At 60.8% G+C, this 16,988-nt stretch carries 13 protein-coding genes; 5 read left to right on the forward strand and 8 right to left on the reverse strand.

Annotated elements, in window-relative coordinates:
* Positions 1-165: 165 nt before the first annotated feature.
* The 5 genes from ACM62G_RS00065 to ACM62G_RS00085 all read left to right on the forward strand — a co-directional run bounded on the left by ACM62G_RS00065 (position 166) and on the right by ACM62G_RS00085 (position 9,212).
* Positions 166-987 carry an aldo/keto reductase gene (locus ACM62G_RS00065; RefSeq protein WP_419736425.1) on the forward strand — a complete coding sequence of 274 codons (822 nt, stop codon included), beginning with the start codon at positions 166-168 and terminating at the stop codon, positions 985-987.
* 369 nt (positions 988-1,356) lie between these two features.
* On the forward strand, positions 1,357-4,125 hold the full coding sequence (gene rdrA, locus ACM62G_RS00070) for an antiviral RADAR system adenosine triphosphatase RdrA (RefSeq protein ID WP_419736426.1): 2,769 nt from the start codon (positions 1,357-1,359) through the stop codon (positions 4,123-4,125).
* Positions 4,125-6,767 (forward strand): antiviral RADAR system adenosine deaminase RdrB, encoded by a 2,643-nt coding sequence (rdrB, locus tag ACM62G_RS00075; protein ID WP_419736427.1) that lies wholly within the window; start codon positions 4,125-4,127, stop codon positions 6,765-6,767. Before rdrA ends, rdrB begins: the two co-directional genes overlap by 1 nt.
* Before the next feature lie 38 nt (positions 6,768-6,805).
* On the forward strand, positions 6,806-7,483 hold the full coding sequence (locus ACM62G_RS00080) for an SLATT domain-containing protein (RefSeq protein ID WP_419736428.1): 678 nt from the start codon (positions 6,806-6,808) through the stop codon (positions 7,481-7,483).
* A 124-nt stretch (positions 7,484-7,607) separates the two neighbouring features.
* Positions 7,608-9,212: an IclR family transcriptional regulator domain-containing protein gene (locus ACM62G_RS00085; protein ID WP_419736429.1), complete on the forward strand. Its 1,605-nt coding sequence runs from the start codon at positions 7,608-7,610 to the stop codon at positions 9,210-9,212.
* Positions 9,213-9,214: 2 nt separating this feature from the next.
* Here ACM62G_RS00085 and ACM62G_RS00090 read toward each other — a convergent pair whose 3' ends face one another.
* The 8 genes from ACM62G_RS00090 to ACM62G_RS00125 all read right to left on the reverse strand — a co-directional run bounded on the left by ACM62G_RS00090 (position 9,215) and on the right by ACM62G_RS00125 (position 16,979).
* A complete protein-coding gene (locus tag ACM62G_RS00090; protein ID WP_301601436.1) occupies positions 9,215-10,426 on the reverse strand; it encodes an OprD family porin in 1,212 nt (403 codons plus the stop codon).
* A gap of 124 nt (positions 10,427-10,550) precedes the next feature.
* Positions 10,551-11,420, reverse strand: a complete 870-nt coding sequence (locus ACM62G_RS00095) for an aldose 1-epimerase (RefSeq protein ID WP_419736430.1) — start codon at positions 11,418-11,420, stop codon at positions 10,551-10,553.
* Positions 11,421-11,508: 88 nt separating this feature from the next.
* Complete coding sequence (locus ACM62G_RS00100) at positions 11,509-12,600, reverse strand: mandelate racemase/muconate lactonizing enzyme family protein (RefSeq protein WP_273825593.1); 1,092 nt, start codon at positions 12,598-12,600, stop codon at positions 11,509-11,511.
* Positions 12,597-13,409 carry an NAD-dependent epimerase/dehydratase family protein gene (locus ACM62G_RS00105; protein ID WP_419736431.1) on the reverse strand — a complete coding sequence of 271 codons (813 nt, stop codon included), beginning with the start codon at positions 13,407-13,409 and terminating at the stop codon, positions 12,597-12,599. The genes ACM62G_RS00100 and ACM62G_RS00105 overlap by 4 nt, the downstream gene beginning before the upstream one ends.
* A gap of 61 nt (positions 13,410-13,470) precedes the next feature.
* Positions 13,471-14,757 carry an MFS transporter gene (locus tag ACM62G_RS00110; protein ID WP_273825595.1) on the reverse strand — a complete coding sequence of 429 codons (1,287 nt, stop codon included), beginning with the start codon at positions 14,755-14,757 and terminating at the stop codon, positions 13,471-13,473.
* A gap of 63 nt (positions 14,758-14,820) precedes the next feature.
* Positions 14,821-15,114, reverse strand: coding sequence for a Dabb family protein (locus tag ACM62G_RS00115; RefSeq protein WP_273825601.1), 294 nt, complete (start codon positions 15,112-15,114; stop codon positions 14,821-14,823).
* Positions 15,115-15,129: 15 nt separating this feature from the next.
* Positions 15,130-16,524 carry an aldehyde dehydrogenase (NADP(+)) gene (locus tag ACM62G_RS00120; protein ID WP_419736432.1) on the reverse strand — a complete coding sequence of 465 codons (1,395 nt, stop codon included), beginning with the start codon at positions 16,522-16,524 and terminating at the stop codon, positions 15,130-15,132.
* Complete coding sequence (locus ACM62G_RS00125; RefSeq protein WP_273825603.1) at positions 16,521-16,979, reverse strand: nuclear transport factor 2 family protein; 459 nt, start codon at positions 16,977-16,979, stop codon at positions 16,521-16,523. The genes ACM62G_RS00120 and ACM62G_RS00125 overlap by 4 nt, the downstream gene beginning before the upstream one ends.
* Between the last annotated feature and the right edge of the window lie 9 nt (positions 16,980-16,988).

Below are 16,988 nucleotides of genomic sequence, written 5' to 3' on the forward strand. Positions count from 1 at the left end.
AAAGGAATTAATAATCATCATTTTATTCCTTTAAGAAATAAGACAGCGAATCTTCCTGAACATCCTTCCTGCGTGGCTAGAATCAGCTTTCGGAAACCGGCATGGCGGAACCTCGCGGACCGACCGTTGCCACACGGATACCCCCGGTATTTCAAGGAGACTTCAATGCGAACGCTCGATCTGGCCGGCGTGGCCGTCCCCGTCATCGGCCAGGGCACCTGGCGCATGGGCGAGGATCGCCAGCAGCGCGCCCATGAGGTGCGTGCCCTGCAGGCGGGTATCGACCTGGGCATGACCCTGATCGATACCGCCGAGATGTATGGCGACGGCGGTGCCGAGGAAGTGGTCGGCCAGGCCATCGCCGGGCAACGCGACAAGGTGTTCCTGGTCAGCAAGGTCTATCCGCACAACGCCAGCGGCAAGGGCATTCCCCTGGCCTGCGAACGCAGCCTCAGGCGCCTGGGCACCGAATACATCGATCTGTACCTGCTGCACTGGCGCGGCCAGTATCCGCTGGAAGAGACCGTCGAAGCCTTCGAGCGCCTGCGCGAGCAGGGCCGGATCGGTCGCTGGGGCGTGTCCAATTTCGATGTCGAAGACCTGCAGGAACTGGCCTCGCCGTTCTGCGCCACCAACCAGGTGCTGTACAACCTGCAAGAGCGCGGCATCGAGTTCGACCTGCTGCCCTGGTGGCAACAGCACAACCTGCCGCTGATGGCCTACTGCCCGGTCGGCCAGGGCGGCGCCCTGCTCGACAGCCCGACGCTGCAGCAGATCGCCGCTCGCCACGACGCCACCCCGGCTCAGGTCGCGCTGGCCTGGGTGATCCGCCATGAAGGTGTGCTGGCGATTCCCAAGGCGGTCAACCTGGAACACGTGCGGCTCAACGCGGCTGCGGTGCAACTGGAGCTGGACCAACACGACCTGGACGCCATCGACCGGGTGTTCATGCCGCCCAAGCGCAAGCATCGGTTGGCGATGGTGTGATCAACATCAACGTCTCGGACTAATCCTCCGCAAGGCATCCGGACCATTTCCAAATCGATGTCAATTTGATATCGATGAGCTATCATCCTGGCCTAATACGCGCCAGCGATTGCTAGCACCCTGGAAATGGAATTCCCTGTGAACAGAATACGTCCCTCCTCTTCGAAGCTTGATCTCCAGGTCATCCCCTTCCGGGTGAAAACCAGTGCCCTTTCGAAAGACTCGCTGCTGACTGACCGACCCTTCTCTCGAAACCCTTCCAGCGAAACGCTGAGCATGCGCCACATCGCCTGATGTTGCGCGGCAGCGTATCGAAAAGTATCCAACCAAAGAGCTGACAGTACGGCTCGTTACAATGGAATTGCTTGCATGATCGATAACGAAACGCCCCAAATTGAACTGCCTATTGATCAGAGTGAGCAGGCAAGACAACCGGGGCGCCAAAATCTGCTGGCTCAGGATGTTTACAGGAAAATAAAAGAACACCTGAAGAACAGCTTGGAAAAGCTACCTGGCCATAATCCTGGGGGCAAGGTAGACCTTGATGAAAACCGAAGTCACGAAGCCATTCTCATTGATGGTGGGCGTGGGACGGGGAAGAGTTCGGTCTTGGTCAATCTAACGACTTACCTCCACGACATGCCGGAACTACTGATACTCAAACCGGTTGACCCGACATTGCTCGAGAACGGCGATGACTTGCTACTGAACGTAATCGTTGCTGCGCTGATGCGGGACAAGACTGTCCAAATGGCTCTGCAGAATAACGAAAGCGCCGCGGAATCGTTCTACGATCAGTTGCATAAACTGGGGGCCGCTCTCGAGGGAATACAGAAGCAGAAGGAACAATATGGACTGGACAAACTTCGCTCATTCATGGGCAACCAGGCCCTCGCCGAACAGGTTCACGAGCTTTTCAAGAAAACACTGGAGCTGACTCGCAAGAAGCTTGTGGTTCTGCCTATCGACGACGTGGACACATCCCTACAGCTCGCTTTCGAAAACGTAGAGGTTGTGCGCAAGTATCTAACGTCACCCTATGTGGCGCCACTAATCAGCGGTGACCTGAGCCTTTACAATGAAGTGATCTGGCGTGAATTCTACAGCCGCCTGACAAATAAGGCAGAGGTCATCGAGGGGGCCGCGCAGCGCCAGGCTCGTGACCTCGCGGAAGAATACCAGCGGAAAATCCTCCCTTTCCCTAAACGTATACAGCTTCCTCTCCTCTCGACATATCTTAAAAATTCAAAAATAGTCCTCACAGAAAAAGGCACATCACTATTTCCGCTACCTGTACTTGAATATTGGCTGGACGCACTCCTCAACGAACGCGTCAATGGCGAAGAAAATAGCCATCAGGCCTTCCCGCTGAGGACGATTCGGGAAATGGCGCAATTCATAAACGCCACACAAACGCTTATATCGAAGCTAAAAGAAAACCTACAGTTAGGCTCACTCAATATCGCAGACCCTTCGCTCCCACATAACCTAAAGCGGCTAATGTTTATGTCAAGGGAAGTTTCCGAAGCAGTACAGGATTTTGAGAAAAGCTATCGCGAGGCATTTTATACCGGCCCTCAGCACAATCGAAAAAGCCGAACGGCTCGAGAGCATGCGTATCAAAAGTTACAAGCTCATGTATCAGCAGTCAGCAGTAGCCTCCCTGACTTCCAGATAGCCCACCTACAGGAATGGTACTCGGCAATTGTCGAGTATTTCCGCTACCAGCGTAAGGGAGGCGTGGCCTTCCTGACAGCAGATACCAACTTGAAATGGATGGGCGATGCCAAATCCCCCTCGGAGCTCTCTGTTTTAAGACATGATCTGTTTCAACCATTCAACCACAGGCAAAAAATTTTCGACAATTTTGAGAAGAGTGCCGAAACCCGGTCCAATTGGACCGAAGCATTAAAAAAACATTTCCCTGAAATAAAACTCGAACATCTGCCCGAAAGAACGATACTTGCATATCCAGCCCCGGAGAGGGGACGCCCTATTGGCAGCTCGCGCTCTGGTCCATGGGCACTCGACGATTATGTATCAGCTGAATATTCAGGGAAAGCTGAGTTTGTACGTAGACTAATGATTCACTGGGGATTCTACTCTTCCAACCAACGTTCCAATCTGGTTCTTCGTGGAAGGCTGTTCGAACTCATGATCACTACGTTGATCAGAAACATTACCGCCACTGAAGTAATGCAAATCCTGAATAGAGCGCCATACCACTCTACAACCGCTCTCACGGATACAAAGCCACTCAACTTCATCGATGATCTGGAACCAGGTAACTCAAAGGAAATCGATGAAACCAGCGAAAGTGACGAGCAGGATGAACTCTTCAAGGAAGCGATCTTGAGTCTCACTGAAGATGTAAACCACTGGAGAAAATCCAGGAACATAAAGACACCTCATAGCTGGCTAATCTATAATGTAATGAACAAATTTTTCAGCCAAGCCGAAAGCTCAAGCCTAAGCAACAATAAACCAAGAAAAGAGGACAACCCATTACGACGAATGGTTGAAGTCGGCATCCAGGCATTTGACTCTCTATGGGCAGCCTTTGGAAGCTTCGAAAAAAGTGAAATATTTGGCTTCCCTCAGGTTATTGCCAATGTAAGCATGACTGAAGCGCACAAGGACTTTGAGAAAAGCCCACTTTACCGACAAAACATACTACCTTTCCTTCAAAACAGAAAAGATGACACCTTTTTCGACTTCAAAACAAACTCCTATACATTCGCACTAGAGTCACACCCGCTACGATTTATACTAAACGATACTTTCTTCGAGTTCGCAGTACCACTGAGTGAAATAATTACCCGAACGAACCTATCAGGCCTAACCGTCGAAAGCGACAAAAGTCCGGAAGCACTGAAAATCGATAGAATTTTCAATGAAACTGCCAGGAAACACGGAGTAAAGCTACAAAGATCCATAATTCAAAACCTTCCACTACATGTGGCAAAACCATTGGTAGACGATGTCATGTCCCAGTGTTACGACGCAGGGCTCGAGGAGAAATATAATTTCGTCATCCACGATACCAATCTCCCGCCACGGTCAGGCAGGCAGAACCTCCAACTATGTATAGAACGGATTGCAGATCTCACGAACATCTCAGGCCCTAGGCCAGCATAATGCTCGACCAATCCCTCTTCGAACTCTCCAGCGCCAGTTGTTTCTCCAGCCCGGCGCTGGGTCAACTGATCCGTGCACACCTGCTGGCTCTCACGGGAGGCTGGCGCGACCCCATGGAACGTCAAACCTTCCACCATGACTGCCTGCTGAAACTGCGGCAAGACCTCGATGCCGACTACCCGCGCCGGTTCCGTATCAACGACATGGAATTGGCGCTCGAGACACTCTGGCCCAAGGGCATGTTCTTTGGGGCCAAGGGCGGCCAACTGAGCATGCTGGACGGTTTGTTCAGGCAGTTATTCGTCGAGAACGGCGACGTCATTCACTATCGGGATGACCATGTTCAGGCTTACGTACGTAGCGCCGCCCGATTGGACCCCAGCGTGGTGGTTGCCTGGCGGCTGGCCAAGCGGATCCGCGAGCAGCCCCAGCTCGAATGCAAGGACCTGATCCGGATCGTCCGGGCACAACGCCCGTTCTTCAGCCCTCCACCGCACGTCGGCAAACCCTTTGCGGAAAACCATGTCCACCTGGGTGGAGTGCACTACGATGGTCTGGTGCTAATGTCGGGACTCAGCAACCCTCTGCACGATCTGGCCAAGGAACCGGCGCTCAGGCTACTGCCCTCGCTGCAGCGTCTGGCTCAGCGGTTACTGATGGAAATCGGCGGCGAAGATCCGGCTCCGAACATCAGGCAGATTTGTGCGCAAACCCTCGGCAATGGCTGGAAAGCCCGCAGTCCCCAGGTCATCAGTTGGAAGTGGCTGGCTGAAAAACAGCTGGAACCCGCGGGTACGCCCCACAACCCACGGTGGCTCAGACAGCAGATCGCCCGCGCCCTGGTCAGCGGCGATATCGGCAAGGCCTGGCTCTGGTTCCTTATCTGGTGCTGGTCGCTGTATCAGGATCAGGATTGTTCCAGTGAACTGCGCATGAGTATCTTTTACTTGCTCAACTCCTTGACACACATGCGCCGCCAGTTGCTGATGGATGGTCAGGGGCTGACGCGCTTTGTCGACGTCTACAACAACCAGGCTCGCCGCAACCTTGGCTGGGATCATCAATACACCGATGCGGCTCGACGGATATTCCAGGGCGTCAACGATGTCGCCGAAATCAAGGTCGTCCATCAACAGTTCAATCCAGAGGCCATCGTCCAGTGGTTGGGACATCTCAACAATGCCACGGGCCTACCCCCAACCTCGAAACTCAGGCCTGTGCCTCTGGCGGAACACCTGGCTCTGCGGGAGTCATTCGAACGTTGGCACTTCTGTATTCATCTGATCAGGGAAGAAAGAAGCCGCGACAACCCCGCCAATGTCTGGATGGAAGCCAATGCGCTGGAACGCAAGTTGCGCAGTGACGCAGCCTGGCAACGCGAAGAGCTGCTGAACACCTCTCCCCACTGGCCGGGCCGTCTGCAGCCAGCCCGCTGGGTTCGCGGCCTGGATGTGGCCGGAGACGAGAACTCGGTCAAGACCGAAGTCTTCGCGCCCGCCCTGCGCTGGCTGCGCCAGGGCCTGCAGAGCAAACCCCATCGCACAAGACCGAGTTCGGGGCTGCACCTGAGCGTGCACGCTGGAGAAGACTACGCCCACCCTCTTTCGGGTATGCGCCATGTCGATGAAACGGTGGTGTTCTGTGACATGAGAGCAGGCGACAGGCTGGGCCACGCGCTGGCACTAGGCATAGCTCCAGCCGTCTGGCTCAATCGTCATGGCGAAGCCGTACTCGCCCTGGATGAATACGTGGATAATCTGGTCTGGGCTTGGCATCACGCCTGCGCGATGAGTCCCCACCTCGCCCTGGCAGCACAAGTTATACCAAAACTCGAACTGACACTCAGAAGGCTAATTCCACACCTGTCCTGGCTTCAGTTTGGCGTAGCCGAAACCTCACTGCCCACACTGGACACACTGTTCAAGGCATGGCATCTGAGGCGCAACTGCTACCACTACTGGAAGCGTGACAACCTGGGCTCGCTCGAAGATGCAAAATTCAAGGTTGCCGTGCCCGACCGCAACCTTCTGGGAGATCCTGATAACCAGGCCGCCAAAGCCTATGAAAGGCGATGGAGGCAACTGCGAGGCAAGCGGGCTGGATTCAGCGGACCGTCCCTTCAAGTGGGTGCCGAAAATCACCAGGAATACCGGGTTCGAGTATGCCAGGCCGATCACGAGACCTCGACAGACCCCCATACCGAAAACGAACTCAGGCTGATCACAGTCACGGAAACCTCCAGTGAAGTCGCCTTCATGCACGCGCTGCAGGACTGGCTGCTCGATCGGTATGACCGTCTCGGCCTGATCATCGAGGCCAACCCCACCTCGAATGTCTACATCGCACGCTTGAAATGCCATAAGGAGCACCCGGTGTTCCGCTGGTATCCACCTGATGAAAACAGCTTGAAGCCAGGCGCCAGCAACAACCTGTACGGGCTACGCCGCGGTCCCATCAAGTTCTGCATCAATACCGACGACCCCGGGATCATGCCCACGACCCTGCGCACCGAATTCGAGCTGCTACGTGAAGCGGCCCAGGAGCATGGGGTTTCCCGTACCCAGGCAGAAAACTGGCTGGAGCGCATACGCGTATTCGGTGTCGAGCAATTCAATCAGAAGCACGAATCGCTGTGGAGTTAACAGCGGCGTCGCTCATACCCATCACTCAGGAAAAAACCATGCACCAACTCAGGAAAAAACGTGACACGGATAACCCGAAACGCCTGCGCTCCTTTCTGGAGAATATGAAGAACAAGCAGTCCGAATTTCGTGACCTTCAGGCGCTCAACACACTCTTCGAAGAACTCTGCACGCTGATACATGACGACGTGCTCTACTATGAACGTATACGCGCCAAACATCGCAGGATCTCGACAGCAACCCGTCTGACTGCTTTTGTGTTTGGAACACTGGGTGTCCTGGCCCCACTTTTAAGCAGTGTTGTGAGCAAGCCAGACAATCTGGCAGCCTGCGGATATCCCCTCTTCGCCATAGCGGGTTCCGCTCTGCTCTTCAATCGTATGTTTGGCGCCACAAAGGGACATGTCAGATACGTAACCGCCCATCTGGCCCTGCAGAATCTAATCACACTGTTTTATATAGACTGGTCATCTTGGAAATCACAACATCCGCAGGGAGTACTTTCGGACGAAGACATCACCAGTGCTTTCGCACTGTTCAAGAAGTTCGTAGGCGACGCGGGCAAACTTGTTCAGGACGAAACGATTGCCTGGGGGCAAGCGGTCATGGAGGACATGGAGTCAGCGGCTAACCAACTGATCGGCAAAGGCTCCTCCAATGCCACTCCTCAGCAACCAACACTCCCAAATCCAGGCAAAGCGCCTACTACCCGATAGACATTAATGCCGCCCAAGGCATCAGGTCCCAAAATACGGGAATACCTACGAAGAAAAACTGACAGCCCCAGGAAAAAAATCCCGCAAGGTGGTATTTCTCTGCAAAAAAGAGAGGAATACCCCCATGGAAGCCGCAAAAGGTACCGCCGCCCTGGAAAAGGCGTTCGATCTGCTCGAAGCCATCGGCCTCGCCCCCGAGGGCCTGGAGACCCAGCAGTTGGCGGCCCAGGTCAATCTGCCCCGCTCCACCCTCTACCGCCTGCTCGGCCTGCTGGTCGAACGGGGCATGGTCCGCCGCGATGCCCACCAGAAGCGTTACCGCCTGGGCTTTCGCTACCTGGAAATGGTCCGTGGCGCCTGGCTGGAACCGGACCTGGTGGCCGCCGCCAGCTTCGAGTTGCGCGCCCTGCGCGACCTGACCGGCGAAACCACCTACCTGGCGATCCGCGATGGCGACCAGGTGCTGTCGCTGGAGCGCTGTGACGGTGCCCACAGCCATCGTTCCGCGGCGGCCATGGGCCAGCACAAGCCCATGCACTGCACCGGCCAGGGCAAGGCCATTCTTAGCGTCATGCCTGACAGCGAGCGCCGTGACCTGCTCAAACACATGTCGTTGGTACCGCTCACGCCACTGACCATCACCGATCGCGACCGCCTGCTGATCGAGCTGGAGGTGACCCGCACCCGTGGCTATGCGATCGACGACGAGGAAATTGCCCTGGGCATCCGCTGCGTCGCGGCACCGGTGGTCGACTCGGCAGGACAGGTGCGCGGCGCCCTGAGCATCGCCGGGCCGGCCTATCGCCTGACCCGCAAGCGCCTCGACCTGCTCGGGCCGGAGGTCGCCGCCTCGGCCCAGCGGGTTGGCAGCCAGTTGGCCGTGCGACACATCTCGGATAATCCGGATGCCCTGCAACCGCTCAGCGAGCGCTGGGCGTTCCTCGGTGGGCAGCCGCGCTGGAGCGAACGCGAGGCCTGCCTTTACTGGACCGACCGGCTCGGTCCGGCCGTCTACCGGCACGGCCCCCACGGCACGGAAAAGGTATTCCATTGCGAGCGGCCGATTCTCGGCATGGAGTTGACCACCGACGGGCTGTTCGTCGCCCTCGACGAGGAGTACCTGTTCGTCACCGAAGGCCGCATACGCAACCGTGGCCAGTGGGGGTTCGGGACGCCGAGCTGCCTGTGCAGCGACCGCGAGGGGCGGCTGTGGGCAGCGATCCGCATGGGCAGCGGGCAGTGGAAGGTCGGCGAGGTACACCGCGACGGCACCTTGGCCAGCCACTGGCAGTTCAACGAGGCGATCAGCGCGCTGTGCTGGGACTCGCAGCACGGCCAGCTGTTCGCACTGGCCGCAGACTCGGGCACGATCCTGCGCCTGGACAATGCTGGCCAGGTGCGCCGCTTCGCTACCCTGCCCAAGGGCTCAGGGCTGCTCAGCGGCCTGGCGGTGGACCTGGATGGCAGCGTCTGGACCGCGCTCTCGGGCGGCTGGAGCATCGTCAAGTTCGACCGTGGCGGCAACCTGGAACGCATGGTCGGCGTGCCCGTCGCCTCGCCGACCGACCTGTGCTTCGGCGGTAGCGACGGCGCAACGCTGTACATCACCTCGGCACGCCAGGCGGTGAGCCGCGAGGCCCTGAAGACCGCGCCGTGGTCCGGCACGGTCATGAGCACGCCAGTGGACAGTCGCGGAGCCCCGGCCGCCATCACCCGGGGCCCCGCCTGAGGCTACTTGAGGGCGAAGGTGTAGCTGAGGACCACCCGGTTCTCGTCGCGGCGCCTGGTCACGTCGCCCTGGATCTCGACGTTGCGCCAGCGCAGCGCCAGGTCCTTGAGCGGCCCGCTCTGGATCACGTAGCTGACATCGAGGTTGCGTTCCCATTCCTTGCCGGCATGACCGTTGACCTGGAAGTTGTCGCCATACACATAGCGAGTGAAGGCACTCAGGCCCGGCACGCCAAGACCGGCGAAGTCGATGTCGTAGCGAGCCTGCCAGGAGCGCTCGCGGGCACGGTCGAAACGCAGCACCTGGATCGCGTTGGATACGCCCGGCAGATCGGTGTCATGCAGGAACGGCAAGGCACTGTCGCCGGCGTTGAACTGGTAGCCCATCGTCACTTTCTGGAAGCCATAGGCGGCGCTGAGCAGCCCCGAGGTCATGCGGCTGTCGAGCACGCCGGCACGGGCCTGGCCGCTTTCGCTGCTGTCCAGGTAATTGAGGGTGCCGCTGAGCCGCCAGCTTCCGACATCGACGAATTTAGTGCCGGTGTACAGCGTCTGCTGGTAGACGTTCTCCAGGCGCCCGCCCCAAATACCCAGGGACAGGCTCGGGTCCGGGGTCCAGGTACCGCCGAGGTAGTTGAAGCGGTCGCTGGTAACGTTCAGGTAGTTGCCGGTCTGCATGTCGCGCGAGCCGCTGAACTCGCGGTAGTTGACTTGGCGCATCTGGCCGAGGCTGAAGCTGAAGTGCTCCAGCTCGTTGACATCCAGCATCGCCCCCTCGAAGAACTGCGGCAGCAGCCGCGAGTCGCCGGCATACACCAGGGGGATTTTCGGGAACAGCCCGCCGACCTTCAGTTCAGTCTTGGAGATTTTCATCTTCAACGCCGCCGTGGCCTCGGAGTACTGGTTTTCCGAGCTCGGATCGGCATTGCGCGGCCCACCGGCCCGATTGTAGGCCCCCGGCAGCAGGGCGCTGCCGCTACGATCCGGGGCTGAGTCGAGCTTGAGCCCGAGGCCGGCATACAGGTCCACGCCAAGGGCCACTGGCGTATCGGTATAGCCGGACTGTGCCTTGAGGATGAAGCCCTGGGCCCATTCCTCGATCTTCGACTGCGCTGGCGGCTTGGAGTCGCGCAGGTCGTGGTTGTAGTAGAAGTTGCGCAGAGTCAGGTTGGCCTTGCTGTCGTCGAGGAAGTCCGCACGGGCAGTGGCCGGCAACAGGCCGGAAACACAAAGCGCGAGGACTGGGACGGATGAGGGGCGAAGCGGACGCAATTGCATTGTTATTATTTTCCTTCGGTCGAGTGATGTTGCGGCACCGGCTCATTGAGCTGGCGCGGATTCAGCGGGCTTGCCAGTTGAATACGAGGGTGCTGCCCAGGCGCTGCCCGGGCTCCAGGACCTGAGTGCCCTGGGCGGGCCATTCGGCGACCGGGCTGTTGAAAGCGTCGGCCAGGTGCGAGACCGGCTCCAGGCACAGGTAGGCGGCGTCCATCGGGGCAAAGGCGACGAAATGCGTCAGCGGCGCCTGGGCCTGCATCAGCAGGCGGCCCTGCGGGTAATCCACCCGCAGAGCGCCATCCCATTGCGAGCCGTACAACGCGAGTTCCTGCTGCGGGCTGTCATCGATGACCAGTGGCTGCTCCAGGGAACGCGAGCGGCCGGTCGGCAGGTAGGCGGCATCAATTTCCCAGGAGCAGCCGACGCTCAGCTCGATCCGCATGCCCGGATGACGCTGGAAATAGGGATGCAGGCCGAGCCCACCGGGCATCGACGAGTGCCCGAGATTGGTCAGGCCCAGGTCGATACGCAGTTGCTGGCCTTCGAGGCTGAAACGCTGTTCGAAGCGAACCGGCCACGGCCAGTGCTCGCCGGTGTATTCGCAGGTCAGATCGACATGCCCGGCGCCCTGCTCCACCACCTGCCAGGGCAATGTCTGCGCCACGCCATGCAAGGTGTGCGGTAGCGCCGCCGGATGCGCGGGCAAGACGTGGCTGGCACCGGCATGCTCGAGTCTTGCGTCACGCAGGCGATTGGAATAAGGCAGCAACGGGTAGATCCCGCCGCGCGGCCAGGCCAGCGGATCGAAGGCCTCGGCGCGGATCGGTGTCATGATATCCAGGCCATCGGCCTGCAGCAGCGCCACGCGCCCACCCCATTCGGGTAGCAGGGCCAGGGACCAGGTTGCGTTCGCCAGTTCTATACGTTTCATAGACAGCTCCAGAATCGAGGCATGCACAGTCCCGTCCGGCGCGCTTTCACGTGCCGGGGGAGGTTTTCCAGGGAGGATTGCGAGGGTTCTAGCTGCGTCGGAACCGTTCGAACACCGCCATGTCCAGCTCCAGGCCGAGCCCGGTGCCGGTTGGTACCTGCATCAGGCCGTCCTGCAGCAGCCCCTTGACGTCATGCAGCCAGCCGTCGGTCTCGACATAGTGGAACTCCACCAGCGGCACATCCGGCTGGACCGCCGCCAGGTGCAGGGTCGCCAGCAGCCCGGGGCCGAAATACGGACTGTGCGGCAGCACCAGGGTGCCATGCCGGCTGGCCAGCTCGGCGACGCGCAGGCACTCGCTGATACCACCGACCTTGGTCACCGAAGGCTGGATCGAGTCCACCGCGCCCTGGCGTATGGCGCTTTCGAACTGCACGGCGGTGCACCAGTTCTCCCCCGCGGAGATCGGTACGCCGTGGCCACGCAGGCTGGCCAACGCCGGGAAATCCTCGGGCGGAAAGATCGGCTCCTCGAGCCAGGCCAGTTCGAGTTCCGCCAGCGCCGGCAGCCACTCGCGCGTGTCGTCCAGGCTCCAGGAGCAGTTGACGTCGGTCGCCAGCGGGATATCGCGGCCAATGGCCCGGCGGCACGCAGCGACCTCCGAGACCGTGTTCTCGTGCAGCTTGATGTGCCTGAAGCCCTCGCGCAGCGCGCGCTCGCACACCGCTGGCGCCAGACCGTCGGTGCCGTAGCGCACCAGGCTGGCGTAGGCGGGAATGGCCGCGCGGCTGGCGTTGCCGAGCAGGCGGTGCAGCGGCAACCCTTCGCGCCTGGCCTGCAGGTCCCACAGCGCCATGTCGACCCCGGAGAGGCCGAACATCGTCACTCCATAGCGACCGAAGATGTGCAGGCGCAGTTGCGCGTCGAGGTTCCAGGCCGGGATGTCGTGGATAGTCTGGCCGACGACCAGCGGCGCGATCAGCCGGTCGATCATCGAGCGCACCGAGTCCGCCACGAAATAGCCGAAGGCCTCGCCCCAGCCGACATTGCCCTGTTCGTCCTCAACGCGGACCAGGACGTTCTCCAGGGTGTGCCAGGTCAGCGGCGTGATGACCTTGGCCGGGCCACCATCGTGGAACGGGATCTCGACGACGAAGGTCTGGAGGCTGGCGATTTTCATGGGCGGGCATCCAGCAGGCTGACCAGCCTGGCCCCGGCGTAGGCGCCACCGACATGGTCACGGCCGGAGGTGGTCGGGTCCATGGCCTCGTAGGGCAGGTAGCCTGGCGCAAGATGATCGCCCGCATTGTCCTGCGGCTGGTAGCCCAGTTCCCGGGCGCGACGGTTGTGGAACAACGGATCGGGGCTTTCGGAAACCCCATAGACCACCTCATGGCGTACCTGCGGGTGCTCCAGGCCGATACGCACCAGTTGCGCCAGGTCGCGGGCACTGGTCCACATCCGCAGCCGTCGGGCATCGGCCACCAGCGGATCGGCGTTGCCGATGCGGATGACGAAGGTCGCCAGGTCGTAGCGCTGGCTGAAGGCGGCACAGGCTGCTTCGCCGAACACCTTGCTCATCGCGTAGTAGCTGTCCGGGGCGGCGGGGGCATCATCGAAGGTCGCGGCGGCATCGGTACGGTACTGTCCGACCACGTGGTGGCTACTGGTGAACAGGAAGCGCCGGGCTCCCTGGCGCTGCGCAGCTTCGAGCAAATACAGCGTGGCGTGGTAGTTCGGCTCCACGGTGCTCTGGAAAGCGATGTCGGTACCGTGGGCGCAAGCCAGGTGCAGGATGCCGAAGACACCCTCGACCGCACGCTCGACCAGCGCCGGATCGGTCAGGTCACCGACGATTTCGCTCTCCCCCGGCTGCAGGTCGCCGACCGGGCGGCGATCGAGCAGGCGCAGTTGATAGTGTTCGCGCAGCAGGGGCCGCAGGGCGGTGCCGACGATGCCGGCCGCGCCGGTGATCAACAGGGTTTGCATGGAATGGATATCCTCGTTCTACGGTCGGCCGTGCCGGTGGACCGGCACGGCCGTTGAATGATCAGGCCGCGATCAGGGCGGGGTTGGCCACGGTCCTTTCGGTGACGAAGATCGCCACGATCAGTGCACCGATGATGCCCAGCAATCCGGCAAGGGCGAAACCACTGGCGAAAGTGCCGGTGTACTGAATGATCAGCCCGGTCACGGTCGGGGCGACGATGCCGGACAGGTTGGCCAGGCCGTGCATAAAGCCGCCGGCGGTGCCGACCTGGTGGTCCGGCACGGCGTCCTGGATCATCGACCAGTACGCCGGGGCGGACAGCATCAGGAAGCCGACCGCAATGGTCATCACCGCCACCGCGCCGGTGATGCTCTCCAGTTGCCCGGTCAGGCCGACGCAACTGGCGGCGACCAGCAGGCAGCAGACCAGCACCACCTTGCGCGAGAACAGCCGCCGTCCGGTGCGTTTGAACACCCAGTCGATCAGCAGACCGCCGCCGATAAAACCGAAGGTACCGACCAGCCAGGGCAGCGCGGTGACCACGCTCATGGACTTGAGGTCGACGCCCTTGGCATCGATCAGGTAGCTGGGGAACCAGGTCATGAAGAAATAGAGGATGTAGTTGTAGCAGAACAACGACAGCCCCGAGATCAACACCGCTCGCTGGCGGATGACCTCGATCACCGGCGTGGTCGGGGCATCGCTGGCAACCTGCACCGGTGTCTCGCGATCGGCATTGATCAACGCCAGTTCCTCGGCGCTCACTTCGGGGTGTTCCTGTGGCGTCGACGTCGCCAGGCGCCACCAGGCAAGTGCCCAGACGATGCCGACCACGGCGATGACGATGAACGCCACGCGCCAGCCCAGCCAGATCGCCAGGAAGCCGACGATCGGGCCCGCCAATGCGCCACCCAATGGACCGCCAGCCTGGGCGATACCAATGGCGCGGGCCCGCTCGGCAATCGGGAACCAGCTGTTGATGGCCTTGTTCGCCGTGGTACTGACCGGCCCCTCGCCGATGCCGAACAGGGCCCGCACGATCAGCAGCGACCAGAAGTTGAAGGCCAGCGCAGTGGAGCCGCACAGCACCGACCAGAACGACATTGACCAGGTCAGTACCCGCTTGGGGCCGAAACGGTCGGCAAAGTAGCCGCCAACGAAACAGAACAGCGCATAGCCGAAGAAGAAACTGCTGAAAATCAGTCCCTTCTCGGCTGGGGTCAAGTGGTAATCCTGGGTAATGAATGGCATGGCAATGGACAACGCCGCGCGATCGACGTAGTTGATCACCATGGCGATGAACAGCATCGCCAGGATGGTCCAGCGAAAGGACTTCTTGTTCTTCATCGGTGTCTCCGCGCGCCCTCGTTGGGGCGCGTCTGTTGTTATTACGGTTATTACGGCAAGCGATCAGGCGGTGTAGTCGACCGCCACCCACTCGAAGTACCGCTTCAGGTCCTGGACCAACGCCTGGTGTGCCGGATGAGGCAGGTAGCGCGCTACCGCCTCGGCATCATCGAAGCTGGAATCGAGCAGGTAGTCCCAGCAGATAGGACGATCCAACTCGTTGGCCGCTACATGCCAGTCGCGGATGAAGTCGATGCGCTGCGGCAGCAGGCGCATGCGTTCGACCAGTTCAGCCTCGAGTTCAGGCTGGACGGGCACATCCGGCAGGCGGCGAAACATCACGAGATGACGCATCATGTTTTCACCCTCCCCTTATGCCTGGGCCCAGGCCGGCGCATCCTGCAGTGCGACCGGACGCAGGAAACGCTCCAGCGCGGCATAGCCGACCGAGGTGGTCTGCGGCGCGGTGGACGATGGCCATGGCCCGCCGTGCTGCTGCGCCGCACACACCGCAACGCCGGTCGGCACACCCTGGAACAGCACGCGACCGGAAACCTGCCCGGCGGCCCGCACTAGGGAACGGTTGGCCGGCGTGTCGTCACTGGCGCCCCAGAGGGTGGTGGTCAAGGTGCCACCGATCGCCGCCAGCACCTGCTCGACCTGGGCCATATCATCGGCGACCACGACCAGCGCAGCCGGGCCGAACATCTCCTCGCGCAAAGCCGGATTGGCGATGAATGCCGTCGCATCGGTGCGATACAGCCGTGGTGCCGGGCCCGCCGCAGCAGTCCCGGCGAACAGCGTGGTGGCGTGCCCGGCCACCACCGAACTGGCATGCTCGAACCCTTCGCGCATGGTCGGCGTCAGCATCGCATGGGTACGCACCGGTTCAAGCGCCGCGCCCAGTTGTGCGACGAAACGCTCGCTGGCCTCCCCCTTGAGCAGCACGATCACACCCGGACTGGTGCAGAACTGACCGCAACCCAGGGTGATAGAACCGGCCAGGGTGTTGGCCAGACCCTGGCTATCCGCTTCCAGCGCGGCCGGCAGGGCCACCAGCGGGTTGATCGAACCCAGCTCGCCGAAGAACGGAATCGGTCGCGGCCGCTCGTTGGCCAGCCGCCACAGCGCGGTGCCACCCTGGTACGAACCGGTGAAGGCCACGGCGGCGATTCCCGGATGCTGCACCAGGTAGCCACCGGCCCCACGAGAGGCACCTTCGACCAGGGTCAGCAGGCCTTCTGGCAGGCCTTGGGCAAGTACCACCTGGCGAGCCAGGTCGAACACCGCCTTCGACAGGCGCGGATGGCCGGAGTGGGCCTTGACCACCACCGGGCAACCGGCCGCCAGGGCCGAGGCGGTATCGCCACCGAGTACGGAGAAGGCGAACGGGAAGTTGCTCGCCGAGAACATCGCCACCGGCCCCACCGGGCGCAGGACGCGCACCAGACGCGGACGCCCGGCCGGCGGTGCGCCGGCAACCGCCTCATCCACGACGCTATGGATGGCACCGGCTTCCAGTTGCTCGGCAAAGCCACGCAGTTGGAACGCGGTGCGTGCCACTTCGCCGTTCAGGCGTACGGCACCGAGATGGCTTTCCTCGTCGGCGATCGCCACCAGATCGGCCTGGTGCGCTTCCAGCGCCACCACCAGGCCACGGAGCAAGCCGGCACGTACGGCCACGCTGGCCTCGGCCCAGGCCGCAGCGGCCTGGACCGCCAGGTTGACCGCCTGGTCGATCGCTTGATGCGCGTTATTCCCGGTCATGCCTGGTCTCCACGCGATTGCGGCTCAAGGTGATAACCACGGCCGGCATAGTCGAAATCGACCAACTCGTTGATCGCGACGTTCTTGTCCGCAGGCGAGGCGTAGAACGCGCGAATCTCCCTGATCAGGCCGCTGTCCTTGTCGAAGATGTACCACTCGTCACCACGCAGGGCGGTTCCCAGCTTGCCTTTCCAGTGGGTCCATTCGATCACCGCTTCATCGCTGTCGTGGCTGACGAGGATCTTGTCGATGGTCCATTGCGAGCCCAGGTTCTCGACGCACCAGACCCATTTGCGGGCGATGGTGTCGGCACTGCGCCATGGGACATCCGGCAGGCCGGCCGGGAAGTAGTGCACGGCATCGGGGGTGAAGCAGGACACCAGCTTGTCGTAGTCGCCTTCGTTGCAGGCGGCGAAGTAGCGGCGAATGGTCTGCGCGTGTTTATGCTCTGCCATGATCGGGGT

Origin of the sequence: Pseudomonas sp. COR18 (assembly GCF_048568395.1) — a bacterium.
Lineage (GTDB): Bacteria > Pseudomonadota > Gammaproteobacteria > Pseudomonadales > Pseudomonadaceae > Aquipseudomonas > Aquipseudomonas fuscovaginae_B.